General features: G+C 72.0%; 23 protein-coding genes and 1 pseudogene. 14 read left to right on the top strand and 10 right to left on the bottom strand.

The window, feature by feature from the left end; all coding sequences use genetic code 11:
• Window positions 1-156: 156 nt before the first annotated feature.
• From murJ to V4Y03_RS21740, 5 genes are read left to right on the top strand one after another with little or no spacing between them, the layout of a single operon-like run.
• Window positions 157-1,845, top strand: a complete 1,689-nt coding sequence (gene murJ, locus V4Y03_RS21760) for a murein biosynthesis integral membrane protein MurJ (protein ID WP_332437241.1) — start codon at window positions 157-159, stop codon at window positions 1,843-1,845.
• On the top strand, window positions 1,742-2,545 hold the full coding sequence (locus tag V4Y03_RS21755) for a polysaccharide deacetylase family protein (RefSeq protein ID WP_317879027.1): 804 nt from the start codon (window positions 1,742-1,744) through the stop codon (window positions 2,543-2,545). The genes murJ and V4Y03_RS21755 overlap by 104 nt, the downstream gene beginning before the upstream one ends.
• Window positions 2,542-3,675: a glycosyltransferase gene (locus V4Y03_RS21750; RefSeq protein ID WP_332435990.1), complete on the top strand. Its 1,134-nt coding sequence runs from the start codon at window positions 2,542-2,544 to the stop codon at window positions 3,673-3,675. The genes V4Y03_RS21755 and V4Y03_RS21750 overlap by 4 nt, the downstream gene beginning before the upstream one ends.
• A 13-nt stretch (window positions 3,676-3,688) precedes the next feature.
• Entirely contained in the window at window positions 3,689-4,372 is a 684-nt protein-coding gene (locus V4Y03_RS21745) for a lipopolysaccharide biosynthesis protein (protein WP_332435988.1), read from the top strand.
• A complete protein-coding gene (locus V4Y03_RS21740; RefSeq protein WP_332435986.1) occupies window positions 4,369-5,511 on the top strand; it encodes a GNAT family N-acetyltransferase in 1,143 nt (380 codons plus the stop codon). The genes V4Y03_RS21745 and V4Y03_RS21740 overlap by 4 nt, the downstream gene beginning before the upstream one ends.
• 39 nt (window positions 5,512-5,550) lie before the next feature.
• On the opposite strand, the gene V4Y03_RS21735 is transcribed toward V4Y03_RS21740, so the two are convergent.
• Complete coding sequence (locus tag V4Y03_RS21735; protein ID WP_332435985.1) at window positions 5,551-7,140, bottom strand: glycoside hydrolase family 26 protein; 1,590 nt, start codon at window positions 7,138-7,140, stop codon at window positions 5,551-5,553.
• 277 nt (window positions 7,141-7,417) lie between these two features.
• On the opposite strand from V4Y03_RS21735, the gene V4Y03_RS21730 reads away from it, so the two are divergent.
• The gene (locus V4Y03_RS21730; protein WP_332435983.1) at window positions 7,418-8,665 is read left to right on the top strand and encodes a carboxylate--amine ligase; all 1,248 of its coding nucleotides are present in this window, start codon (window positions 7,418-7,420) and stop codon (window positions 8,663-8,665) included.
• Window positions 8,666-8,679: 14 nt separating this feature from the next.
• Window positions 8,680-9,948 (top strand): FAD-dependent oxidoreductase, encoded by a 1,269-nt coding sequence (locus tag V4Y03_RS21725; protein WP_332435981.1) that lies wholly within the window; start codon window positions 8,680-8,682, stop codon window positions 9,946-9,948.
• Window positions 9,949-10,016: 68 nt separating this feature from the next.
• On the opposite strand, the gene V4Y03_RS21720 is transcribed toward V4Y03_RS21725, so the two are convergent.
• Complete coding sequence (locus V4Y03_RS21720; RefSeq protein ID WP_317876862.1) at window positions 10,017-10,250, bottom strand: chaplin; 234 nt, start codon at window positions 10,248-10,250, stop codon at window positions 10,017-10,019.
• A gap of 170 nt (window positions 10,251-10,420) precedes the next feature.
• Window positions 10,421-10,834: a rodlin gene (locus V4Y03_RS21715; protein ID WP_317876861.1), complete on the bottom strand. Its 414-nt coding sequence runs from the start codon at window positions 10,832-10,834 to the stop codon at window positions 10,421-10,423.
• A gap of 218 nt (window positions 10,835-11,052) precedes the next feature.
• Here V4Y03_RS21715 and V4Y03_RS21710 point away from each other — a divergent pair, with 218 nt between their 5' ends.
• Window positions 11,053-11,463: a rodlin gene (locus V4Y03_RS21710; protein ID WP_317876860.1), complete on the top strand. Its 411-nt coding sequence runs from the start codon at window positions 11,053-11,055 to the stop codon at window positions 11,461-11,463.
• Window positions 11,464-11,583: 120 nt separating this feature from the next.
• On the opposite strand, the gene V4Y03_RS21705 is transcribed toward V4Y03_RS21710, so the two are convergent.
• Window positions 11,584-11,790, bottom strand: coding sequence for a hypothetical protein (locus V4Y03_RS21705; RefSeq protein WP_317876859.1), 207 nt, complete (start codon window positions 11,788-11,790; stop codon window positions 11,584-11,586).
• Window positions 11,791-11,909: 119 nt separating this feature from the next.
• On the opposite strand from V4Y03_RS21705, the gene V4Y03_RS21700 reads away from it, so the two are divergent.
• Window positions 11,910-12,950 (top strand): LCP family protein, encoded by a 1,041-nt coding sequence (locus tag V4Y03_RS21700; protein WP_332435979.1) that lies wholly within the window; start codon window positions 11,910-11,912, stop codon window positions 12,948-12,950.
• A 94-nt stretch (window positions 12,951-13,044) separates the two neighbouring features.
• Window positions 13,045-13,452, top strand: a complete 408-nt coding sequence (locus V4Y03_RS21695; protein WP_317876857.1) for a rodlin — start codon at window positions 13,045-13,047, stop codon at window positions 13,450-13,452.
• A gap of 79 nt (window positions 13,453-13,531) precedes the next feature.
• On the opposite strand, the gene V4Y03_RS21690 is transcribed toward V4Y03_RS21695, so the two are convergent.
• Window positions 13,532-15,550 (bottom strand): thioredoxin domain-containing protein, encoded by a 2,019-nt coding sequence (locus tag V4Y03_RS21690; protein WP_332435978.1) that lies wholly within the window; start codon window positions 15,548-15,550, stop codon window positions 13,532-13,534.
• A gap of 107 nt (window positions 15,551-15,657) precedes the next feature.
• On the opposite strand from V4Y03_RS21690, the pseudogene V4Y03_RS21685 reads away from it, so the two are divergent.
• Window positions 15,658-15,804: pseudogene (locus tag V4Y03_RS21685) on the top strand (Uma2 family endonuclease); the annotation flags it as partial.
• Between the two features lie 35 nt (window positions 15,805-15,839).
• Here the strand turns inward: V4Y03_RS21685 and V4Y03_RS21680 are convergent.
• The 5 genes from V4Y03_RS21680 to mca all read right to left on the bottom strand — a co-directional run bounded on the left by V4Y03_RS21680 (window position 15,840) and on the right by mca (window position 19,029).
• Window positions 15,840-16,550: a TenA family transcriptional regulator gene (locus tag V4Y03_RS21680; protein ID WP_332435977.1), complete on the bottom strand. Its 711-nt coding sequence runs from the start codon at window positions 16,548-16,550 to the stop codon at window positions 15,840-15,842.
• A 140-nt stretch (window positions 16,551-16,690) separates the two neighbouring features.
• Window positions 16,691-17,248, bottom strand: coding sequence for an EF-hand domain-containing protein (locus tag V4Y03_RS21675; RefSeq protein ID WP_332435975.1), 558 nt, complete (start codon window positions 17,246-17,248; stop codon window positions 16,691-16,693).
• 131 nt (window positions 17,249-17,379) lie between these two features.
• Window positions 17,380-17,655 (bottom strand): TetR-like C-terminal domain-containing protein, encoded by a 276-nt coding sequence (locus V4Y03_RS21670; protein WP_443079811.1) that lies wholly within the window; start codon window positions 17,653-17,655, stop codon window positions 17,380-17,382.
• Window positions 17,656-17,910: 255 nt separating this feature from the next.
• The gene (locus V4Y03_RS21665) at window positions 17,911-18,147 is read right to left on the bottom strand and encodes a hypothetical protein (RefSeq protein ID WP_317876853.1); all 237 of its coding nucleotides are present in this window, start codon (window positions 18,145-18,147) and stop codon (window positions 17,911-17,913) included.
• Entirely contained in the window at window positions 18,148-19,029 is an 882-nt protein-coding gene (gene mca / locus V4Y03_RS21660; RefSeq protein WP_317876852.1) for a mycothiol conjugate amidase Mca, read from the bottom strand. It lies immediately after the preceding gene.
• Between the two features lie 98 nt (window positions 19,030-19,127).
• Here mca and V4Y03_RS21655 point away from each other — a divergent pair, with 98 nt between their 5' ends.
• The 3 genes from V4Y03_RS21655 to V4Y03_RS21645 all read left to right on the top strand — a co-directional run bounded on the left by V4Y03_RS21655 (window position 19,128) and on the right by V4Y03_RS21645 (window position 22,781).
• Complete coding sequence (locus V4Y03_RS21655) at window positions 19,128-19,529, top strand: DUF4307 domain-containing protein (protein ID WP_332435974.1); 402 nt, start codon at window positions 19,128-19,130, stop codon at window positions 19,527-19,529.
• 189 nt (window positions 19,530-19,718) lie between these two features.
• Window positions 19,719-20,216 carry a transcription elongation factor GreA gene (greA, locus tag V4Y03_RS21650; RefSeq protein ID WP_317876850.1) on the top strand — a complete coding sequence of 166 codons (498 nt, stop codon included), beginning with the start codon at window positions 19,719-19,721 and terminating at the stop codon, window positions 20,214-20,216.
• Window positions 20,217-20,315: 99 nt separating this feature from the next.
• Window positions 20,316-22,781, top strand: a complete 2,466-nt coding sequence (locus V4Y03_RS21645; protein ID WP_332435973.1) for a serine/threonine-protein kinase — start codon at window positions 20,316-20,318, stop codon at window positions 22,779-22,781.
• The last annotated feature ends 17 nt before the right edge of the window (window positions 22,782-22,798 follow it).

Genomic DNA, 22,798 nt, shown 5'->3' with positions numbered 1-22,798 from the left:
TCGGGGGCGGGAGCGGCCGTACGCGAACTCCGCGCGACCGAAACCCGTACGTCTTCGGGGTGCGCGACCGATACCCGTACACCTTCGGGAACCGCGGGCGCTCCCCCGTCCCCGCCCGCCGCCTCCCGTCCTCCCGGCCGCCGCGCCCACGCGCGCGTGCGGCCCGCCCGTGCCGGGGCGGCCGAGGGGCGCGGGTTCCTCGCCAGGGCCGCCGCCGTGACCGCCGGGCTCACCGCCGTCGGGGCGCTGCTCGGGCTCGTACGGGACCAGATCCTGGCCGGGTACTTCGGCGCCGGGGCCGAGACCGACGCGTTCCTGGTGGCGTGGACGGTCCCCGAGTTCGCCTCGACGCTGCTCATCGAGGACGCCATGGCGCTGATCCTGGTGCCCGCGTTCTCCCGGGCGCTGGCCCGCCGTGCGCACAGCCCGTTCGGCGACCCGGTGCGGGCCCTGGTGCGCGGCACGCTCCCCCGGATCGTCCTCGTCCTCGGTGTCGTCTCCGCGCTCCTCGTCGCCGCCGCCCCGCTGCTCGTCCCGGTCCTCGCGCCCGGGCTGCCCGATCCGGCGCTCGCAGTCGACTGCACGCGGCTGACCGGCACCTGTGTGCTGACCTTCTCGCTGGTCGGCTACTGCTCGGCGGCGCTGCGCGCGCACGGCCGCTTCCTGCCGCCGGCCGCGATCTACGTGGCGTACAACGCGGGCATCATCGGCACCGTCCTCGTGCTGCGCGAACCGCTGGGGGTGCGCTCCGCCGCCGCCGGGGTCGCGGTCGGCGGGGTCCTGATGGTGCTCGTACAACTGCCCTCGCTGCTGCGCGAGCTGCGCGCCCGTCCGCTGCCGATGCGCGAGCCCGAGGCGCCCGCGTCCGGCGGCAGCGTGGGCGAGGGCCGCGTCCTGGTCCTCGGGCTCATCGCGCCCGTCGTCGCCTTCTCGCTCTGCCGCCAGTCGCAGACCCTGATCGAGCGCTTCCTCGCCTCGCCGCTGCCCGCCGGTGCCATCTCGCATCTGAACTACGCGCAGAAGGTCGCGCAGATGCCGATGATCCTCTCGCTGATGCTGTGCACGGTCAGCTTCCCGATGGTGGCCCGCGCGCTCGCCGCGGGCGACACGGAGACGGCCCGCCGCCGGGTCGAGCGGGATCTGCTGCTGGCCGCCGTCGTCGTGCTCGTCGGCGCGTCGACGGTGATCGCCGCCGCCCCCCGTATCGTCGAACTGCTTTTCGAGCGGGGCGAGTTCGGACGCGCCGACACGGTGGCGACCGCCGCCGTCATGCGGGTGTACGCCCTCGGCCTGCTCGGCCAGACCATGGTCGGCGCCCTCGTCCGCTGCTACTTCTCCGCCGCCCGGCCGCTCTGGTACCCGGCCGCCGCCATGGCCGCCGGGCTCGCCACCACGGCCGCCGCCGGTGTTCCCGCCGCCGACCACTGGGGCGCCGTCGGCATCGCCGCCGCCAACGCCCTCGGCATCACCGTCGCCGCGGTGCTGCTGCTGCGCGGCGCGCGCCGCCAGTCCGTCCCGGTGCACGTCGACCGGCTCGGCAAGGGTCTGCTGCGGCTCGCCACGGCGGGCGCCTGGGCCACCGGCGCCGGCTGGCTCTGCTCGATCGCGATCGGCCCCGCCTTCCTCGCCGTCACCGTCGCGGGCCTGGTCGTCATCGGTGTCTTCCTGCTCTTCATCGCCTGCGCCGCCAAGGCGCCCGAGATTCCACCCCTGCCCCGCTCCGCCTACCGGAGGACCGCCCATGCCCGCCGCCACCGCGCTGCGCCGTCTGCTGCCGAAGCCGCCCCTGTGGGTGAAACCGCCCCTGTGGGTGGCGATGTACCACTCGATCACGGACACCGCTGACGACCCGTACCGGGTGACCGTCTCCCCGGTGCGCTTCGCCCGGCAACTGCACTGGATGGCCGACCGGGGACTGCGCGGGGTCTCGGTGCGGGAACTGCTCGCCGCCACCGCCGAGGGGCGCGCCCGGGGGCTCGTGGGCCTGACCTTCGACGACGGGTACGCGGACTTCGTCGACTCGGCGCTGCCGCTGCTGCGCCGGCACGGCTTCACGGCGACGGTGTACGTCCTGCCGGGGCGGCTCGGCGGGGAGAACGGCTGGGACACGGACGGGCCGCGCAAGTCGCTGCTCACCGAGGACGGCATCCTGCGGATCGCCGACGCCGGTATGGAGATCGGCTCGCACGGGCTCACCCACGTCCCGCTCACCGAGGCGGACGACGCGGCGCTCGCCGCCGAGACCGGGCGCAGCCGCGAACTCCTGGAGGAGATGACCGGCGGCCCCGTGGACGGCTTCTGCTATCCCTACGGGCAGGTCGACGCGCGCGTGATCCGCGCCGTGCGCAAGGCCGGCTACCGCTACGCCTGCGCGATCGACCCGGGCCCGCACACTGGCGCGTACGCCCTGCCCCGGGTCCACATCGGCGAGGACGACACCCCCTGGCGACTCACCGCCAAGCGCGTCCTGCACCCCCTGCGCCGCCGCCACCCCGCCGATCTGACGCCCGCGCCGTACGGCCCCGCCGTGGTCGGTGCGCCGTGAAGGTCCTGCACGTCATCACCGGGCTCGGCATCGGCGGCGCCGAGCAGCAGCTGCGGCTGCTGCTGCGGCACCTGCCGGTGCGGAGCGACGTGGTCACCCTGACCAACCCCGGGGCCGTCGCCGCGGGCATCGAGGCGGACGGCACCCCCGTCACCCATCTGGGCATGACCGGGAACCGCGACCTCGGCGCGCTGCCGCGGCTCGCGCGGATCGTCCGGCAGGGCCGCTACGACCTCGTACACACCCATCTGTACCGGGCGTGCGTGTACGGCAGGACGGCGGCCCGGCTGGCCGGGGTGCGGCGGGTCATCGCCACCGAGCACTCCCTCGGCGAGACGCAGATCGAGGGCCGTCCGCTCTCCGCGGGGACCCGCGCCCTGTATCTGGCGTCCGAGCGGCTCGGCACCTCCACGGTCGCCGTCTCGCCCAGCGTGGCGCGCCGGCTCGCCGACTGGGGGGTGCCCGCCGAGCGCATCCGGGTCGTCCCCAACGGCATCGAGACGGACCGCTTCACCTTCGACGCCCGCGCCCGCCGCCGCACCCGCGAGGCCCTCGGGCTCCCCGAGGACGCCCATGTCGTGGGCGGGGTGGGGCGGCTGACGCCGGGGAAGCGCTTCGACCGGCTCGTCCGGGCGGTGGCCGAGGTCCCGGAGGCCCGGCTGCTGCTCGTCGGCGAGGGCGAGCGGCGCGAGGAACTGCTGCGGACGGCCCGCGCCTGCGGGGCCGCCGACCGGGTGCTGCTGACCGGCGCCTGCGAGGACCCGCCGACCGCCTCCTCCACGGGCCCTTCACTGCCGGAACTGCTCGCCGCCATGGACGTGTTCGTGTCCACCTCCCCCGACGAGACCTTCGGGCTCGCCGTCGTCGAGGCCCTCGCCGCCGGACTGCCCGTGCTGTACGTGGCCTGCCCGGCGATCGACGACCTGGCACCGGACGCCGCCCCGGGCGCGCGCCGGATCGGCGGGTCCGTGCCCGAGCTGGTCTCCGCGCTGCGCGGCATCCGGGACGCCCGGCTCGCCCGCCTCCCGCTGCCGGCGGCGGCCCGCCGCTACGACATCGCGCACAGCGCCGGCCAGTTGATGTCCCTCTACGACCAGGCCGTCCACGGCATCCCCTCCCCCGCGAACTGAGAGAGCCCGACCGATGAACACCACCCCACCCCGCACCTCCCTCCCCGCCGCCCTGCGCAGGCCCGGCCGCTGGGCGGTCCTGCCCGCCGCCGTCCTCGCCGGGGCGGCGCTCGGCGGGGGATACGGGGCCCTCAAGACCCCGCAGTACGCGGCGACCAGCTATGTCATCGTCGTACCGGCCGAGAAGTCCGACCCGGCGGCAGCGCTGGGCTTCGCGCAGGCGTACGGGCGGGTCGCCACCGACATCGCGGTGACCGGCGACGCCCAGGTGTGGGCCGGGGTCACCGCCGACACCCTGCGCCGGAGCGTGCGGGCGGAGACCTCCCCGGACGCGCCGATGATCTCCATCACCGCCCAGGCGGAACAGCCCTCGAAGGCCGTGTCGATGGCCGACGGGGTGGCCCGCGCGCTCGTCCTCAACAGCTCGCACGTCGCGGGCAGCACGGGCGTGAAGGTCGTCCAGTTCTCCCGGGCCACGAAGCCGATCGCCCCCGTCTCCCCCTCGGCGCCGCTCTCCGCGCTCGTCGGCGCCTGCGCGGGCGGCCTCCTCGGCGGTCTCGCCCTGCTGGTCCGCCCGAAGCGCGCCGCCTCGCGCGGCGAGGCCCGCCACTCCCGGCAGACGGCCGCCCCGGCCGGGTCCGCCCCCGCCGCCGTGCCCGCCCCGGCCACCGCCGCGCACCAGCCGGAGGCGGTGTGACCCCGAGATCGCTGAGCACCGGGATCTGCCGTGACGAGGACGCGTTCGGGCGCCTGGCGGCCGAGTGGACGGCGCTGTACGGGCGCTGCTCCACCGCCACCCCCTTCCAGTCCCACGCCTGGCTGCACTCCTGGTGGCTCTCGTACGGCAGGCCCGGAGCGCTGCGGGTGGTGCTCGTACGGGGCGCCGACGGCGCGCTCGTCGCCGCCGCGCCCCTGATGCGGGCCCGGGGGCCGCTGCCCGTCCTCACCCAGCTCGGCGGCACGATCACCGACTTCACGGACGTGCTCGTCGACGACGACTGCCCGGAGGCGGCGCCCGCGCTGGCCCGGGGCATCGCCAGGGCCGCCCGGGGCGCGGTGATCGACCTGCGGGAGGTACGGCCGGGGGCGGCCATCGAGCAGGTCCTCGCCCACTGGCGGGGCCCGCGCAGGCGGCTGCCCGACTCGCTGTGCCTGGAGCTGCCCGCCGTACCCATGGAGGGGCTCCTCGAACGCATCCCCTCCGGGAAGGCGCAGCGGGTCCGGGCCAAGCTGCGGAAGCTGGACGCCCTCGGGATCGACGCGCAGGTCGTCAGCGGGGCGGAGGTGCCCGCCGCGCTCGACCGGCTCCTGAGGCTCCATCAACTCCAGTGGCAGGGAAGGGGGGTGACCGCCGAACACACGAGCGAACGCTTCGCCCAGCACCTCACCCGTGCCGTGCGTCCGATGGTGGAGCGCGGGGACGCGATGGTCACGGAGTTCCGGCTCGCCGGGGACGTGGTGGCCGCCGACCTGACCTTGATGTCCCCCCGGCTCGCGGGCGGCTATCTGTACGGCGCCGATCCCGCGCTGCGCGCCCGCAAGGTCGACGTGGCGACGATGCTGCTGCGGCACGGCGCCGGGGAGACCAGCGCGGGCGGGCGGGCCACGCTGAGCATGCTGCGGGGCACCGAGGCGTACAAGCACCACTGGCGGCCCGAGACGGTGGGCAACCAGCGGCTGATGCTCACCGGGCGCGGTACGGCCCCGCTGCTGTGGCTGCGCGCGGGCGCCGCCGACGCGCGCCGCTGGGCCGCCCGGCAGGCGCGCGAGCGCCCCTGGGTGGGGCGGGCGCTCGGCCGGCTGCCGGGGCGGACGCCGCGCGGCGGCGACGGATGAGTTCCGCCGCCTCCGCGCACGACCACCGGTACGGACCGGTCAGAAGGGCCAGACGCCCTTCAGCGCGCCCTTCCAGTCGAGGTCGACCTTGTCCTTCCAGGAGTCCTTGGGGACGCAGACCGGCCCGCCGATCCAACTCTCGACCCATGAACCGAGGTTCACGGTCCAGCAGGAGGGCTTGGGCTTGGGTTCCGGCTTGGGTTCCGGCTTCGGCTCCGGCTTCGGTTCCGGCTTCGGCTCCGGCTTCGGCTCCGGCTTCGGCTCGGGCTTCGGCTCCGGCTTCGGCTCGGGCTTCGGCTCCGGCTTCGGCTCGGGCTTCGGCTCCGGCTTCGGCTCGGGCTTCGGCTCCGGCTTCGGCTCGGGCTTCGGCTCCGGCTTCGGTTCCGGCTTCGGCTCGGGCTTCGGCTCCGGCTTCGGTTCCGGCTTCGGTTCCGGCTTCGGCTCAGGCTTGGGTTCCGGCTTCGGCTCAGGCTTCGGTTCCGGCTTCGGCTCAGGCTTCGGTTCCGGAACCGTCGGGTCCGTCGGGTCCGTCGGCCATGTCGGATCCGTCGGCCACGTGGGGTCCGTCGGCCACGTCGGCCACGTCGGGTCGGTCGGATCCGTCGGCTGTGTCGGGACTTCCGGTTCCGTGCCGTACAGCATCTGGCGGAACGTCGCCGAAGACCGGGGATTGTCGTCGCACTGCCAGACGCCGTGCGGGCAGTAATCGGTGATCGTGTGGTAGAGCGGCTTGTGCAGCTTCATCCATTCGAGCATGCGCCGCACGTATTCGGGGTTGTCCCCGTTCCGGAAGAGACCCCATTCGGGATAGGAGATCTGCTTTCCGTGCTCGGCGGCGAAATCGACCTGCTTCTGGAGCCCGTACGGCTCACTGACGTGCTGGTCGAAACGCGAACCCGAGGGCTGGTCGTACGAGTCCATCCCGATGATGTCGACGACGTCGTCACCCGGGTAGCACTCGGTCCACGGAACGGCGTCGAGCCCCCGGCTCGGATTGAAGTCGAAGCGGAACCTCTGGCCGGGTACCGACCGCATCGCGGCGACGATCCGGTTCCAGTACTTCTTCCACGCGGTGGGGTCGGGCCCGCACCGGTGGGTGTAGGTGGTGCCGTTCATCTCCCAGCCGAGGGCGACGACGGTGTCGGCGGCCCGGAGCCCGACGAGGCGGCGGGCGAGGGTCCTGAAGTGGTGGTCGTAGTAGCCGGAGGCGCCGAGCCGGAGCTGCCGGCGGACCTCGGCGTCGGAGACCCCGGCCTCGTTGCGCTCCAGCATGGGCACGTTGAGGACGAACATGCGGTCGGACTTCTCGTTGCGCCAGTCCGCCCAGGCGTCGAGGAAGCCGGGGGGTCCCTCGATGTTCTTCCAGAGGTCGCCGGGAAGGTAGGTGTGGCCGACGCGGAGCTCGCGGCCACCGAGCCACTGCTGGAGGGCCTCGATACGGGCGACCCCGAGCGCGCCCGAATCGAGGAAGGCGCCCATGGCGCCGGAGAGCGACGGCCCGGGATCGCCCGCCGTGACGGACTCGGCGGCGTGCGCGGGGGACGACAGCACGACTGAACCCGAGGCGAGAAGACCGGCGGTGAACACCCCCAGCCACGCTCTCGCCGTTCTCCGGTGTGCAGCTCCCATGGCCACTCCCTCACTTCGTACGCCTTTTGACGCTCCGTCAATCTGATACTCCGAAAGTATTCCTAATGAGCCGACCGTGAACTCGGCTTCCCTCCGATCAGTAGTCCATTAGAGGATTTGATCGCCCAGTTGGGGCACCCGAGATGAAGGGCATGCCGTGCCGCGCAGTCAGCGTTTCGACACCAGCGTCCCCACCGTCCTTGTGCGGCTCGATCCGAACCCCTTCCATCACGGCACTCTCGGAGCAGCGCGCTCATTGGGCCGGGCGGGAATTCCGGTGCACGCCGTCATCGAATCGAGCACCAGTCCGGTCGCCCGCTCCCGCCATGTCCGCTCGGTGCGCGCCCGCCCCGCGACGGACTCCGCCGGGGAGCTGGTCGCCCTCCTCCACCGGATCGCCGACGAACTGTCGGAGGGCAGAACGGACGGCCGGACGAGAGACAGGACGGACACACCCGGCGACGACGCCCCCGACGCACCGTCACCTTCCCTTCTCGTCCTCCCGCTCGACGACGTCAGCGCCCTCGCGCTGGCCCGCCGCCGCGCCGACCTCTCCCCCCGGTTCCTGTTGCCCGAGCAGACCGAGGAACAGCTGCTGCGCGTCGCCGACAAGGCCTCGCTCGCCAGGACCTGCGCGGACCTGGGGCTGCCCCACCCCCGTACCGAACTCCCCACCGGCGCCGACGAGGCCGCCGCCATGGCCTGGTCGATCGGGCTTCCGGTGGTGGCCAAGTGGAGCCGGCCCTGGCTGCTCCCGGCCGGCGCCGGGCTCCGCAGTACCTCGATCGTGCGGTCGCCGGCCGAGGTCCGGGAGCTGTACGCCCGCACCCCGGAGGCCGGCAGCCGGCTGCTGCTCCAGGAGCTGCTTCCGGCCGGCCGGGACCTCGACTGGTTCTTCCACGGGTACGTGGACTCGGCGGGCCGCTGTACGACGGGGGCGACCGGCCGCAAGGAGCGTTCCTGGCCGGACGACGCCGGGCTCACCGCCGTCGGCCGCTGGACGGTGAACCCGGCCCTGGAGCGCACGGCCCGGGAACTGCTCGACGCGCTGGGCTACCGGGGCGTGTGCGACCTGGACTTCCGGCTCGACCGGTCCACGGGCGCGTACCACCTGCTCGACTTCAACCCCCGGCCCGGCGCGCAGTTCCGGCTCTTCGCCGACCCCTCCGGCCTGGACGTGGTCCGGGCCCTCCACCTGGACCTCACCGGCCGTCCCGTACCGCAGCACTCCCCCGCGTACGGGCGCCGGTTCGTGGTCGAGAACTACACGGCACTCTCGGTGCTGGCCTCGCCGCGCCGCCGGTACGCGGCCGAGCCCGGGGCCGCGCGCCGGACCGAGTACGCCTGGTGGGCGGCCGACGACCCGGCGCCGGCGCTCGCCATGGGCCGCGCCTGGCTCGCACACCTGCTGCGCAAGGGGCTGTCCGTGCTGCGCGGCGCCCTGGGCTCCGGCCGGACCGGCCCGCCGGCGCCGCCCTCGGCGCCACCGGCCCGCAGCTCCTCCCAGCAGCTCACCCCACGATGAAGGCGGAAGGCACGATGTCGAACACGTACGACCTGGTGGTCGTCGGGGCCGGACCCTACGGCCTCTCCGTGGCCGCGCACGCGGCCTCCCACGGGCTGCGCCTGCGGACCTTCGGCCGCTCGATGGAGTCCTGGCACGCGATGCCCCCGGGCATGTTCCTGAAGTCGGAGCCCTGGGCCTCGCACCTCTCCGACCCGGAGGGGGCGTACGGGCTCGACGCGTACGCCGCCGCGCGCGGCGTGCGCGCCGAGCACGGGGTGCCTCTCCCGGTGGACTTCTTCGCCGCGTACGGCGACTGGTTCGCCCGGCAGGCCGTGCCCGCGCTCGACGAGCGGCTGATCGGCTCGGTCACCCCGACCGCCGACGGCTTCGCGCTGCTCACCGAGGACGGCGAACCGCTCCGCGCCCGGACGGTGGCGCTCGCCGTCGGCGTCCTGCCCTTCATGGAGGTGCCAGGACCGCTGCGCGGCCTGGACCGGCGGTACGTCACCCACTCCAGCCACCACGGCGCGCTGGACCGCTTCGCCGGGCGGGACGTCACGGTCGTCGGCGCGGGCCAGGCGGCCCTGGAGACGGCCGCGCTCCTCGTGGAGCGGGGCGCGGGCACGGTCGGGATCGTCGCCCGCGCGGACCGGCTGAACTGGAACACCCTGCCCCCGGCGCTCGACCGCGGCCTCTGGCCCACGCTGCGCGCCCCGCACACGGGACTCGGCTGCGGCTGGCGGAACAGGCTCTACGCCGACACCCCGGGCATCTTCCGGCGCCTCCCGGCCACCACCCGCGAGCGGATCTTCGACTCGGCGCTCGGCCCGGCGGGCGCCTGGTGGCTCCGTGAGCGCTTCGCGGCGGTCGGGGACGTACGCCTGGGGCAGCGGATCACCGCGGCGGCGGTGACCGGGGACGAGCGGCTGCGGCTCGATGTGACCGGTCCGGGCGGTACGACGGTCCTGGAGACCGACCACGTGATCGCGGCCACCGGTTTCACCCCCGCCCTGGACCGGGCGCACATGCTCTCCCCGACGCTGCGCGGCGCGCTGCGGACGGTCGGCGCGGGCGGCGCCCCGGAGGTGGGCGGGCTCTTCGAGTCCTCGTGGCCTGGCCTCTTCCTCGCCGGACTGCTCACCGCCCCGTCGTACGGGCCCTCGATGCGGTTCGTCTTCGGCGCCGAGTACACGGCGGGGCGTCTGGTGCGCGGGGTGCGGCAGCGGCTGCGCGCGGGGGCCCGGGGCGGCGGCGCGGTGGGCCGGCCGCGTGCGGGCGGGAGGGCGCCGGTCTCGGCATGACGCAGGGCCGGCCCCGGAGAGCGGGTGCGCTCCGGGGCCGGCCCCTGTACCTGTGTGCCGCTGAGGACTCAGGCGTTGATGCAGGTGTTGCCGAAGGTCGGGTTGAGCAGACCGACGACGTTGATGCTGTTGCCACAGGCGTTGATCGGGATGTGGATCGGGACCTGGACGACGTTGCCGGAGAGGACGCCCGGCGAACCGACCGCGACACCCTCCGCGCCCGCGTCGGCGAAGGCGGGGGACGCCGCACCCATGGCCATGATGATTCCGGCGACGACGGCAGCAGCCTTCTTACAGTTCATTTTCGTCTGCATCCTTTCGGTGGCGGAACACGTTTCAGGGAACACAACGAACATCCCGCACAAAGGAAACCGGAAGAACGTCTAGTTCTACTCATTCACTCCGTTGCACGTAAGAAAAGGGCCGGAAGAGAACACGAAGGTTCTCTTCCGGCCCAGTCGCGCGCTGCGGATCAGCCGTTGAAGGCACCGTTGCCGGAGAGCACCGGGATGTCCTCGACGAGGTGCGACAGCGGCTCGTCACCCTTGGCCTGGGTGGAGTTCTCGGCGCACTGCTGGTTCTGCGGGGAGGAGAGGACGTTGACGTCCTGCACCGCGACCGGGACGAGGACACCGACGACCGAGCCGACGTTGCCCTTGACCGGAGCGCCGAGGCAGAGCTTGTTCAGCGAGCCCTGGACGGCCGAGAACTGGGGGCTCATGTCACCCGCGGTCGCCGAGTTGCCGAACGCGGTGTGCGCGCCGTTGCCGCTGAGCGAGGTCGTGCCGCCGTCGTCGGCGATGGCGAGCGCCGGGGAGGCCGCCGCAGCAGAAGCGCCGACAACAGAGGCCGTAACAGCCGCAGCCGCCATAATCTTCTTGATCACGGTGATTCCGTTCCTGTTCCCACCAATCGACCTGATTGATGCGACGGGATCAACTGCGGGGACGGGCTTTGGTTCCGGAGCTTCACCCGTTCGACTGGGACCGTCTTTCGCGCTGCCGCGTGCGCTCCGCCAACGGAGTGACACAGCGGAACCCTTGCGTCCGGGGCCAGTTGATCAGGTCGCTCCCTGCACGGAGCCGGTTCTAGAAGGGAACTCCCGTGATCAAGAAGGTTATGGCCACCGCGGCCGCGGCCGTCTCCATCGTCGGCGCCACCGCCGCCGTGGCCTCCCCCGCGCTCGCCATCAGCAACGACGGCGGCACCACCTCGCTCAGCGGCAACGGTGCGCACCAGGAGTACGGCAACTCCGCCACGTACGGCAGCATGAGCCCCCAGTTCGCGCTGGTCCAGGGCTCGCTGAACAAGCCGTGCATCGGCCTGCCGGCCAAGGTCAACGCCGGTTCGCTCATCGGTGCCATCCCGATCAGCGTCCAGGACATCAACGTGCTGTCCTCCCCGCAGAACCAGCAGTGCACCGAGAACTCCACCCAGGCCAAGGGCGACGAGGCCCTGTCGCACATCCTGGACGACATCCCGGTCCTGTCGGGCAACGGCGTCGGCAACAACTGACGTTCCACCGCCTGCCGGCGTCCGCGCCCGCGCGCGACGACGTCACACGTCAGGGGCCGCCCTCCGGGGCGGCCCCTTTCGCCGTGCCGTGCTCCGTACCGCCGGTGCTTCGCCGCCCGGTTACCAGGTCGGCCAGACCGGCGTCGCCATCAGTCGTTCCCATTCCCGGTCCGGCACCCCCGGCACCGTCCGCCCCGACTGGACCCATTGGGCCACCAGCGCCGAATACACCGGGAACGGTGTGCGGTCGGCCGGGGGCGGGTCACTCACATATCGGCTCTTCGGAATGAAGGCCATCCGTTCCCATTTACCGGGATCCGGCGCCATCTTCGCTCCTTCCGCTGCGATTCCCGCATCATTACACAGGCACCGCAGGAGAGTGATTCTCCCTGTTCAATGTCGCGTCGTGTATCTGTGTGCGATCACAATCGAAATAGCGTGCGGACATGAAATTCCCGCGTGTACGGCGGGCCCGGCGTCCGCTGCTCGTCCCGGCGGCGCTGACCGCGATCGCCGCCCTCGCCCCCGGAGCCCTCGCCTCGGCCCCCACCGATCTCCCCGCCCCGGAACACGGGCTGAACCTCCTCGTGGTCGGCATCGACAGCCGCAGGGGCGTCACCGAGCAGGAGAAGGAGCGCTACCGGCTCGGCGGGAAGGAGTGCGACTGCACCGACGTGATCATGCTGGTGCACGTCTCCGCCGCGAACGACCGGGTCGACGTGGTGAGTCTGCCGCGCGACTCGCTCACCACCTTCCCCGGCCGGCACCGCGACCGGCGTACCGGGGAGCTGCACGCCGCCCACCCCGCGAAGATCAACAACGCCTGGGCCGAAGGGGGTTCCGCGTTCGCCGTGGAGACCGTGGAGTCGATGACCGGGCTGCCCGTCCACCGGTATCTGGAGATCGACTTCCGCCGCTTCATGGACACCGTCGACCAGCTCGAAGGCGGCGTGCCCGTCTGCACGGAGAAGCCGCTCAAGGACCCGGTCACCGGCATCGACCTGACCCCCGGCACCAAGCGCGTCCACGGCGGCGAGGCCCTCCAGTACGTGCGGTCGCGGCGGGCCGACGGGCAGATGGACTTCGGCCGGATCCGGAAGCAGCAGGAGTTCGTGGTGAACACCCTGGAGCGGCTCCGCGACGGCGTCCTGGACGACCCCGCCCGACTGGAGGCCTTCGCCTCGACCCTGCGCGGGACCGGGGCGGCCGAGCGGGGCGTCTCGACGGCGGAACTCCTCGCGCTCGCCGGGCGGCTGCGGGACCTGACCCCGGCCCGTACGGAGTTCGCGACCGTACCCGTACGCGGCTTCAACCCGGACATCGAGAACGTCGGATCCACCCTCGCCTGGGACGAGGAAGGGGCGGCCGAGGTCTTCGCGCGACTGCGCGCGGACGAGCCTCTGCCGCCCGCCGGCACCGTCGCGCCCAGCGAGATCCCCGTGGGCGCCTACCGGCCCACGCCGGGGGTTTCGCTCATCTGCCCGTAGTCCGTCCGGTGGACATCGCGGAACCTCCGGGCCTCCGACCAGTTGATCAGCACGGCTCGGCACTCAGCGAGCCACAACCCGAAAGGCCTGAACAATGAAGAAGCTGTTGGCTACGGCTGCTGTGGCTGCGTCGGTCCTCGGCGCGACGGCTGCGGGTGCCGGTCAGGCGCTCGCGATCGCCGACGACGGTGGCACCACCTCGCTCAGCGGCAACGGTGCCCACCAGGAGTTCGGCAACTCCGCCACCTACGGCAACATGAGCCCGCAGTTCGCGCTGGTCCAGGGCTCCCTGAACAAGCCGTGCGTCGGTCTGCCGGCCAAGGTCAACGCCGGTTCGCTCATCGGTCTCATCCCGATCGCGGTGCAGGACGTCAACGTGCTGTCCTCCCCGCAGAACCAGCAGTGCACCGAGAACTCCACCCAGGCCAAGGGCGACGAGCCGCTGTCGCACATCCTGGACGACATCCCGGTCCTGTCCGGCAACGGTGCGGGCAACAGCTGAGCGACGACGCTCAGCCGGGTGCGGCCCCGCAGCCCCTCCTCGGAGGGGTCGCGGGGCCGTCCCCGTTCCGGCCCCGGTCTCAGATCTTCCGGCGCAGCTCGGCCGGGTCGGTGACCGGCGCGTCACAGGTGAAGTGACGGCACACGTACGCGGCGGGCGCACCGGCCACCAGCGGGCGGTCCCTCAGCAGCGGGAACTCCTCGCTGTCGGGGGTGCCGAAGGCGAGCACCGCGCCCGGGGCGGTCGCCAGGAGCGCGGTACGGCGCAGCTCGCGGAAGGCCTCGTCGCCGGGGGCGCCCACGACGGCGATCTCCCGGGGCCCGTCGAGGAGGGCCTCGGAGACGGCCAGGCCCCAGCCGATGAAGCGGGGCGCGCGGGGGCCGAGGGCCTTGACGACGCCGAGGGCGCCTTCGGCGGCGGCGCGATGGGCCTCCGAGCCGGTCTGGGCGGCGTACGAGAGCAGCGCTCCGGCGGCGGCGGTCCAGCCGGACGGGGTCGCGTTGTCCGTGGGGTCCTGCGGGCGGCGGATCAGAGCCTCGGCGTCGTGGGCCGTGTCGTACAGGGCGCCGCCCTCGGCGGTGAAGCGGTCGAGGACCAGGTCCAGGAGGAAGCCGGCGAACTCCAGCCAGGCGCCCTCGCCGGTGACGGCGGCGAGGGCGAGGAAGCCTTCGGCGACGTCGGCGTAGTCCTCGAGGACGCCCGCGTTGGTGCCGGCCCGGCCGTCCTTGGACGTACGGGTGAGGCGGGCGGACTCGTCCATGTGGACCCGTACCAGCAGGTCGGCGGCCTCCGTGGCGCGCTCGACGAGGTCGGGGCGGTCGAAGAGGGCGCCCGTCTCGGCCAGGGCGGCGATCGCCAGGCCGTTCCAGGCGGCGACGACCTTGTCGTCACGGCCGGGGCGCTCGCGCTCCTCGCGGGCGGCGAGGAGGCGGGCCGCGATCGAGGCGATCCGGTCGGCGTCGGCCGGGCCGGTCCCCTCCGGGAGCTGGAGCACGGAGCTGCCGTGCTCGAAGGTGCCGTCCTCGGTGACGCCGTAGTGGGCGGCGGCGAGGGCGGCGTCCTCCGCTCCGAGGACCTCGGTGAGCTGCTCCGGGGTCCACACGTAGAAGGCGCCCTCGACGTGCCTGCCCGTGCCGTCGTCGCTGTCCGCGTCGAGCGCGGAGGCGAAACCGCCCTCGGGGGTGCGGAGTTCGCGGACCAGGAAGTCGGCGGTCTCCAGGGCGACCCGGCGGGCCAGGTCGCTGCCGGTCGACTTCCACAGGTGCGCGTACACCCGGCAGAGCAGGGCGTTGTCGTACAGCATCTTCTCGAAGTGCGGCACGACCCAGGCGCGGTCGACGGCGTAGCGGGCGAAGCCGCCGCCGAGCTGGTCGTAGATACCGCCGCGGGCCATCGCCTCGCAGGTGTCGGCGGCCATCTGGAGGGCGCCCTCGGAGCCCGTACGGGCGTGGTGGCGGAGCAGGAACTCCAGTGCCATCGACGGCGGGAACTTGGGGGCGCCGCCGAAGCCGCCGCGCTTGGCGTCGTACTCGCGGACGAGGCCGAGGAGGGCCTGCGCGAGCTCCTCCTCACCGGGGACTCCGTCGCCGCCGTAGGCGAGGGAGCGGCCCGCGAGGTCCTTGACGATCCGCTCGGCGACCTCGCCGACCTCTTCGCGGCGGTCGGCCCAGGCGCCCCGGACGCCTTCGAGGACCTCCGGGAAGGAGGGCATGCCGTGGCGGGGCTCCGGCGGGAAGTACGTACCGAAGTAGAAGGGGGCGGCGTCCGGGGTGAGGAAGACGGTCATCGGCCAGCCGCCCTGACCGGTGGCGGCCTGGACGGCCTCCATGTAGACGGCGTCGACGTCGGGGCGCTCCTCGCGGTCGACCTTGACGGCCACGAAGTTCTCGTTGACCAGGGCCGCGGTGACCTCGTCCTCGAAGGACTCGTGCGCCATGACGTGGCACCAGTGGCACGCGGAGTAACCAACTGACAGCAGAACGGGCACATCGCGCCGTTTCGCTTCCTCGAACGCCTCGGGCCCCCACGGCCACCAGTCGACCGGATTGTCAGCGTGCTGAAGCAGATAAGGCGAGGTCGTACCAGCCAACCGGTTCATACGCCCCAGCCTCTCACGGCGCCTGGCGCGACCGACGAAACCTTCACGAGATCTGGGCTGGGCGCGGCAGCGCCGGACCTGCCGAGGCTCCTCGACGGAGGTACACCATGACCGCCGAGAGGGTGACGCCCGCGTGGATGCATTCGCAGATCAGCGCGGAACAGTACGACTCCTGGTCCGAGGAGCAGTGCGCCGGCATCGAGATCGTGGACAGGATGGTCGTCGTGAGCCCGAGCGCCTCGAAGACGAATTCACCGCGCTCGCAGCCTTCCTGCTCGCCCAGCCGTGATCAGTTTTGCTGCGAAAGACCCAGTTCGAACAGATCACTGTAGAGGCGGTTCAGCGCGTACGCGCCCAGGCCGAGGCCCTGGTCGATTCGGCGTCGTCCGGCCGGGTTTCGGTAGTGGGGTTCCAGCAGCAGGAAGAAGTCCTCTGCGTGTTGTTCGTCGATTTCGGAGTGGAGGCCGTAGTGCATCAGGTCGGCTTGAGCGACCCAACCGCGGTTCACAGCCGCGTTGCCCGTGATGGCCGATACCGAGGCGAATGCGTACTCGATCGCACCCATGCAGCCAATTCCTACCTGCGGGTCCTCCAACGTACACACCGCACTGAGAACGCTGTTGTACGCGTGGACGGCCGGCATCATCTTCAGGCCGTTCAGCCGTACGGTGTCGCTGCCGATGCTGGCCAGAAATCCGCGGAAGGTCTCGTGATGGAATTCCTGAGGGCGGAATCCGCCGTGCTCTTCCACGACATTGCCCAGGATGCCGATGCGATCCGCGGGGTGCTCGATCCGGGACACCAGCGCAGCCATCGGGCGGGCGAAGTAGGTGACGGCGAAACCTAGTTGCTCCTGGCTTGTGCGGAAGTTCTCCAACGACATGCTTCCGTCTACCAGCGTTCGGAAGTACGGATTGTTCAGGACGCCGGTCTCGGCCACGATGCGCTTGGCGTGCGCTGTCACCAGCGGGGCCTTGGTTGTCCGCAGATGGGTGGTCACGGTCGTTTCTCCTGGCGTGTTGTTCCTGAGCGCGGCTCGATGCGGGACCGGCGGAGCCCCTCTGATCGCCGGTGCCGAATGGAATCAGCACCCGACGGCGAGGGGCTCTGGACGAGAGGACGCTGTCCGGTTCTGTCGGCTCAGGAACGCAGGGGTCCCAGGAGGCGGTGACCTCGGTCGTTCGGATCAGTACTGCTGTGGAACACGCGAATGGCTGCTCTCAGCTCGTCAGTTGAGATGGAGCCGGAGTTGTCGGTGTCGATGTCGGCGAACGACACGTCGATGTCTTCGTCGCTCAGCGCGAAAGAGGACTGAAACAGGCGCTTGAACTCGGACTTGTCGAGTTCGCCGTCTCCGTCGACGTCGGCGGTGGCCACGAAGACCTTGGCGGACGGCGTGACAATCCGCGCGTAGTCATCCGGCTTGTCCCCCAGGCTGACGAACCCGGCCAGGAATTCGTCGCGTGATACGACGCCGTCCCCGTCCGTGTCCATAGGGACAAACAATCTCTTCCAGTACTCCAGAAGGGATTTCTGCAGCGCGCTGGCGGGGGCGGTTCCTGGCGTGAGGTTGAATTCCCGCGTCGTGCGGCCCACCCAGGCGTACACGTCGGTTTCGCCGACCCACCCGTCGCGCTCGTGATGGAACACGTCGTAGTAATGCTGGGCCTTGCTGTGGATAATGGATTCTTCCGGCACGCGAAGACCTCGAATTTTATTGTTCGGTGGGTGAATCGAATACCCGCCGCGACCTGGTCGACGGGCAATGACTCGTGAGCTCAGGGTGGCAGCGTTTCCCTTCCCGGGCGCCGGCACCAAAGCTTCACCACTCATTCGAGTGAATAATTCGACCTGGAGAACACCTCAAGGGCGACGAGGCCATGCAGGTCTCCCCACGCGATCAGCAGGAGCGCGGGTGAGAGTGCGGGGGTGTCGACTGCGGCGCGTTGCGCCGAGGTGAACTCCTCGAACATCTCGCGCTCGAAGATCACACTCATCCGGCGCGACGCCTGGGTGGTCGGGCCTTCGACGGGTGCCGCGTAGTCCCGTAGCGGCGTTCCGCAGAGGAGCTGGAAGTGCTCGGGATGGGAGATGGACGACGGCACCCTGCTGGATGCTCCGCGACAGACGCTGCTGGACACGGTGGCGGGGCAGTCGTCCTCCAGCGGCTCAGCGGCGGACGGCTCCGCCGAGCGGCACGCCCGTTTGCCGGTGGGTGACGACCGGAGGCGGTCGTCCCTGACCCGTGGGTCCCTGGGCCCGGACCGGCCGGAGGCGGGGTCGCCCGGAGGCTCTGTCGCCCGGGCACGCGTCCGCCCCCCGTCCCGTACCACCGGGGTACGGGACGAGGGGCGTCGTGGCTACTTCCCCGCGGCGGCCGGGGCGGCCGGCGTGTCCGTGCCGGGTGCCGTCGGGTCCGGGGCCTCCTCGAAGGAGACCTTGCCCATGTGGCGGTTCATCGACTTCATCAGCAGCCAGACCGCGACGGCCAGGACGGCGAAGACGACGAACCCGAGGACGCCGGGGGTCACCTTGTTCTTGTCCAGCTCTTCGGCGGCGAAGGGGACGAGCTGGGTCAGTGCCAGATGTGCGCTCATCTATGCATTGTCGCGGATGCCCGCGAAGAGATCTTCCTCGGGGAGGGAGGTGGGCACCAGCGCCTTGCTGAGCTCGTACTCCTCCGTCGGCCAGACCTCCTTCTGGAGGTCCATCGGCACCCGGAACCAGCCGCCGTCGGGGTCGATCTGGGTGCGGTGGGCGATCAGGGCCTTGTCGCGGATCTCGAAGAAGTCCGCGCAGGGGACGAAGGTCGTGAGGGTCCGCTCCGTGCGCTCGAACTCCTTCCAGCGCTCCAGCCACTCGCCGTACGGGGACTCCAGGCCGCGGGCGAGGAGCGCCTCGTGCAGGGCGGTGGTGCGGGCGCGGTTGAAGCCCTGGTTGTAGTAGAGCTTCAGGGGCTGCCAGACCGGTCCGAACTCGGGCTCCGGGTACTTCTCGGCGTCGGTCGCGCCGTCGAAGGCCGCCATCGTGATCTTGTGGGTCATGATGTGGTCGGGGTGCGGGTAGCCGCCGTTCTCGTCGTAGGTCGTGATGACCTGCGGACGGAAGGAACGGATCTCGCGGACCAGGGTCCCGGCCGCCGTGTCGACGTCCGCCAGGGCGAAACAGCCTTCGGGGAGCGGGGGCAGCGGGTCGCCCTCGGGCAGACCCGAGTCGACGAATCCCAGCCAGTGCTGGGAGACGCCGAGGATCTCGCGGGCCTCGTCCATCTCCTTGCGGCGCACCTCGTGGATGTTCGCCTCGATGTAGGGGTCGCCCTGAAGCTGGGGGTTCAGGACCGAGCCGCGCTCGCCGCCCGTGCACGTCACGACCATGACGTCCACCCCCTCGGACACGTACTTGGCCATCGTGGCCGCACCCTTGCTCGACTCGTCGTCGGGGTGGGCGTGAACGGCCATCAGTCGCAGCTGCTCAGTCAAGACTCGATCCTCAGTGATTCGACTCGGAGGGTGGTCTCTATAGTGACGGAATCGGGGGGGTGAAAATTCCGCCACCCCCGGCTTCGAGAGGATCGATCATGAGCGCGGTGCGAGAGCAGCTGCCCGAGGGGCGCTACGGGCGCTCGGCGGACGAGGCGGCGGACCGCAAGCTCAAGATCACCGGCGCGGTGCTCGGGGTGCTCTTCCTCGGCATGATGGGCTGGTTCGGCTGGCACTACGTCGTCGACAACAAGATCAGCGCCGAGATGATCAAGTTCGACGTGGTGAGCGCCACCGAGGTCCAGGTGCACCTGGAGATCCGCAAGGACGAGGGCGTCAAGGGTGTCTGCACCCTGCGCTCGCGCTCCGAGGACGGCGCCGAGGTGGCCCGCAAGGACGTCCGGGTCGACGACCCCGGCACCCGGGTCGACCGCGTCTTCTCGCTCCGTACGACCGCCCGCGCGACCAGCGCCGAGCTGATCGGGTGTACGGCCCGGTAGCGGTGGGTAGGGACGTGGTGTCGAGTCCCGGCGGGTCACCACGGTGACCTGGGATGACGCCATCCTGATGGTTTATGTCCTCCCGCTTTTCGCCACTCATTGTTAGGCTCGTGGTTTCGCCCACCCGGGACGCACAGCTTTCCCGTGTAGGGCGATGCTTTGTATTCCCAGTACCTACGAGGAGCACCCGTGACCCAGACCAGCGACAACGTCACCTGGCTCACCCAGGAGGCGTACAACAAGCTCAAGGACGAGCTTGAGTACCTGTCTGGTCCCGCGCGTACCGAGATCACCGTCAAGATCGCCGCGGCACGCGAAGAGGGCGACCTGCGCGAGAACGGCGGGTACCACGCGGCCAAGGAGGAGCAGGGCAAGCAGGAGCTGCGGATCCGCCAGCTCACCCAGCTGCTCCAGCACGCCAAGGTCGGCGAGGCGCCGGCGGACGACGGCATCGTCGAGCCGGGCATGGTCGTCACGATCGCTTTCGACGGCGACGAGAACGACACGATGACCTTCCTGCTCGCCTCCCGCGAGTACGCGAGCGGTGACATCGAGACCTACTCGCCGCAGTCGCCGCTCGGCGTCGGCGTCAACGGCAAGAAGGCCGGCGACGACGCCCAGTACGAGCTGCCGAACGGCAAGAAGGCCACGGTGAAGATCCTCAGCGCGAAGCCGTACACCGGCTGAGGCACCTGTTCCGAGTGAAGGGCCGGACCCCATGGGGGTCCGGCCCTTCATGTCGTACACGCGTGTCATGATGCGGCCTGACATCGCGTCACAAGGGGGATGGGCTCAGTGCTGGAACCGCTGCGCGAGGGGGCGCCACGCTGGATCGGACCGTACGAGGTGCTCGCCCGGCTCGGGGCGGGCGGCATGGGCGAGGTGTACCTCGGGCGGGGTGACGGCGGCGCTGAGGGCCTCGCGCCGGAATCGGGCCCGGCCGGAGGGGCCGCCGCCGGCGGGACCTTCGTCGCCGTGAAGACCGTGCGGCGGGACGTCGCCGGTGATCCCGCTTTCCGGGACCGGTTCCGGCGTGAGATCCGGGTCGCCGCGCTCGTCGACAGCCGCTACGCCGCCGCGCCCGTCGGCGGCGACGCCGACGCCGAGGTGCCCTGGCTGGCCACCGCGTACGTCCCCGGGCCCAGCCTCTCGCAGGCCGTACGGCGCGGCGGCGCGCTGCCCGTCGCCACCGTCCGCGCGCTCGGCGCCGACGTGGCCCGCGCCCTCGCCGACCTGCACCGGGCCGGGGTCCTGCACCGCGACCTCAAGCCCGGCAACGTCATGCTCTCCGTCGAAGGCCCCCGGCTGATCGACTTCGGCATCGCCCGCAGCAACACCGCCACCACCATGACCGCGACCGGGGTGATGGTCGGCACGCCCTCCTTCATGTCCCCCGAGCACGTGGCCGGGGCCCGGCGGGTGACCGCCGCCTCCGACGTCTTCTGCCTCGGCTCCCTCCTCTGTTACGCGGCGACCGGCGAGGACCCCTTCGGCGACGGGCCGCTCGCCGCCGTCCTCTACCGGGTCTCGCAGGCCGAGGCCGACCTGAGCCGGGTCCCGGAGGAACTGCGGGCGACCGTCGCCGCCTGTCTGGCCGTCGACCCGGCGGACCGCCCCGCCCCGGAGGCGCTCGCGGAACTCCTCGGCGGCGGGGCGCCGAAGGTCTTCCCGTGGCCGGAGGCGGTACGGGACCACATCGGCGCGTACGGGACGGAGCTGGCCCAGCTGGTGGCCTCGGGCGGCCCGCTCGTCGAGGTCGCTCCGGCGGTCGGTCCCCGGGGGCCCGTGGTGAACCCGGCGGTCCCCGGGCCGCACTCCGTACCGACGCAGGCACCGCTCTCGCCGCCCGCACCGCCCGCCGCTCCCCCGCGCGGGCGGCGGGGGCGGCTGGTCGCGGCCGTCGTGGCCCTGGCGGTGGTGGCCGGTGGAGTCGGCGCGTACCTCCTGTGGCCGGAGGGCGGGACGGGCGAGTCCCCGTCCCCCGCGAAGGCCGCGCCGCCCGCCGCCCCGCGCGTCCCGGGCGTCGACGACCGGGGACTCGCCGACGCCTCCGGGGTCGTCCCGCAGAACGCCGCCCAGCGGCCGGCCGGCTGGAAGCCCTGGCAGGGGAAGCTGAGCGCGCCGGCCCTCGGCTGTTCGGCCGGCGACCAGGTGCTGGTCTGCCGGACGACCGACGGACGGTTCGAGGCACTGGACCCGGCGAGCGGGAAGAAGCTGTGGGAGGTGGCCCTCCCCCCGGACACGCCCGGCGACACCTACATCAGCCCGACCGGTTACCCCTTCGTCGCCGGGGGCGCCACCCGGCCCACCGTCCACGACGGCGCCGTCGTCCTCGTCTCCGGCTTCGAGCTCCAGGTCCGTGACGCCCGCACGGGCGCGGTGCGCTGGAAGAAGCCCGCGCGCGGCCCCCAACTGCTCTGGGACAGCCGCCCCGTGGTCGCCGACGGCACCGTCTTCGCCGCGACCGAGGTGGCCTCGGACGTCAGCTCGGACCGGGTCGCGCTCACCGCCTTCTCGCTCGCCGACGGACGGGTCCTCTGGTCGAAGGCGCTCACCAACGCCGAGATCAGCTCGGCCGAACGGCAGGCCTACGAGCCGGTGGCCTACGCGAAGGGCATCGTCTACGCCCACAGCCAGGGCGGACTCGTCGCCTACGACGGGAAGAAGGGGACCCAGCTCGGGCAGGCCGACCCGGACGCCCGCGCGTGCCAGGAGCTGAAGGTGCTCGGCGCCTCGGCGTACTGCGCGGGCGCCGGATACGGCACCGCCAAGGACACCACCCTGCATCTGCTCGACGCCCGCACCCTCGCCTCGAAGGCCTCGCTGCCCGCTCCGCTCGGCGGGACCGCCCCCACGGCGGTCGGCCCGCGCACGCTCGTGAGCTGGGACAAGGGCCTGCACGTCCTCGATCCGCGCAGCGGCGCGGAGCTCGCCTCCTTCCCGGTCGGGAAGACCCCGGCCGGGCTCGCGCAGAGCTGGTCGTCGCCGCTGCTCGCCGGTGACCGGGTCGTGTACGCCGACTTCTCCGCGCTCTACACCGTGCGGCTCGGCGCCGACGGGAAGCCGGGCCGGCTGGAGGTCACACCGGTCCCGGGGGCGCCCCGGCCGCGCGTACCGGAGGAGGACTTCGACCTCTCCACGGGCACCACGATCGACAAGCAGGTCCGGCCGCCGGAGGTGCTGCCGGTCGGCGGGATCGCGTACATCGTCTACGACAAGGGGGCCGTGGCCTCCGTGGAACTCCCCAAGTAACCGCCCGGAAGGACCTG

It is taken from the genome of Streptomyces sp. P9-A4, from assembly GCF_036634195.1.
Classification (GTDB): domain Bacteria; phylum Actinomycetota; class Actinomycetes; order Streptomycetales; family Streptomycetaceae; genus Streptomyces.
The sequence above is the reverse complement of the archived record's forward strand: the minus strand, read 5'-3'. Positions and strand labels throughout refer to the sequence as shown.

What these genes read in the sequence shown, in the direction of transcription:
- V4Y03_RS21755 (WP_317879027.1), top strand. Translation starts at nt 1,742, where the DNA reads ATGCCCGCCGCCACCGCGCTGCGCCGTCTGCTGCCGAAGCCGCCCCTG.
- V4Y03_RS21745 (WP_332435988.1), top strand. Translation starts at nt 3,689, where the DNA reads ATGAACACCACCCCACCCCGCACCTCCCTCCCCGCCGCCCTGCGCAGG.
- V4Y03_RS21735 (WP_332435985.1), bottom strand. Translation starts at nt 7,140, where the DNA reads ATGGGAGCTGCACACCGGAGAACGGCGAGAGCGTGGCTGGGGGTGTTC.
- V4Y03_RS21725 (WP_332435981.1), top strand. Translation starts at nt 8,680, where the DNA reads ATGTCGAACACGTACGACCTGGTGGTCGTCGGGGCCGGACCCTACGGC.
- V4Y03_RS21720 (WP_317876862.1), bottom strand. Translation starts at nt 10,250, where the DNA reads ATGAACTGTAAGAAGGCTGCTGCCGTCGTCGCCGGAATCATCATGGCC.
- V4Y03_RS21705 (WP_317876859.1), bottom strand. Translation starts at nt 11,790, where the DNA reads ATGGCGCCGGATCCCGGTAAATGGGAACGGATGGCCTTCATTCCGAAG.
- V4Y03_RS21700 (WP_332435979.1), top strand. Translation starts at nt 11,910, where the DNA reads ATGAAATTCCCGCGTGTACGGCGGGCCCGGCGTCCGCTGCTCGTCCCG.
- V4Y03_RS21695 (WP_317876857.1), top strand. Translation starts at nt 13,045, where the DNA reads ATGAAGAAGCTGTTGGCTACGGCTGCTGTGGCTGCGTCGGTCCTCGGC.
- V4Y03_RS21690 (WP_332435978.1), bottom strand. Translation starts at nt 15,550, where the DNA reads ATGAACCGGTTGGCTGGTACGACCTCGCCTTATCTGCTTCAGCACGCT.
- V4Y03_RS21665 (WP_317876853.1), bottom strand. Translation starts at nt 18,147, where the DNA reads ATGAGCGCACATCTGGCACTGACCCAGCTCGTCCCCTTCGCCGCCGAA.
- V4Y03_RS21655 (WP_332435974.1), top strand. Translation starts at nt 19,128, where the DNA reads ATGAGCGCGGTGCGAGAGCAGCTGCCCGAGGGGCGCTACGGGCGCTCG.
- V4Y03_RS21645 (WP_332435973.1), top strand. Translation starts at nt 20,316, where the DNA reads ATGGGCTCAGTGCTGGAACCGCTGCGCGAGGGGGCGCCACGCTGGATC.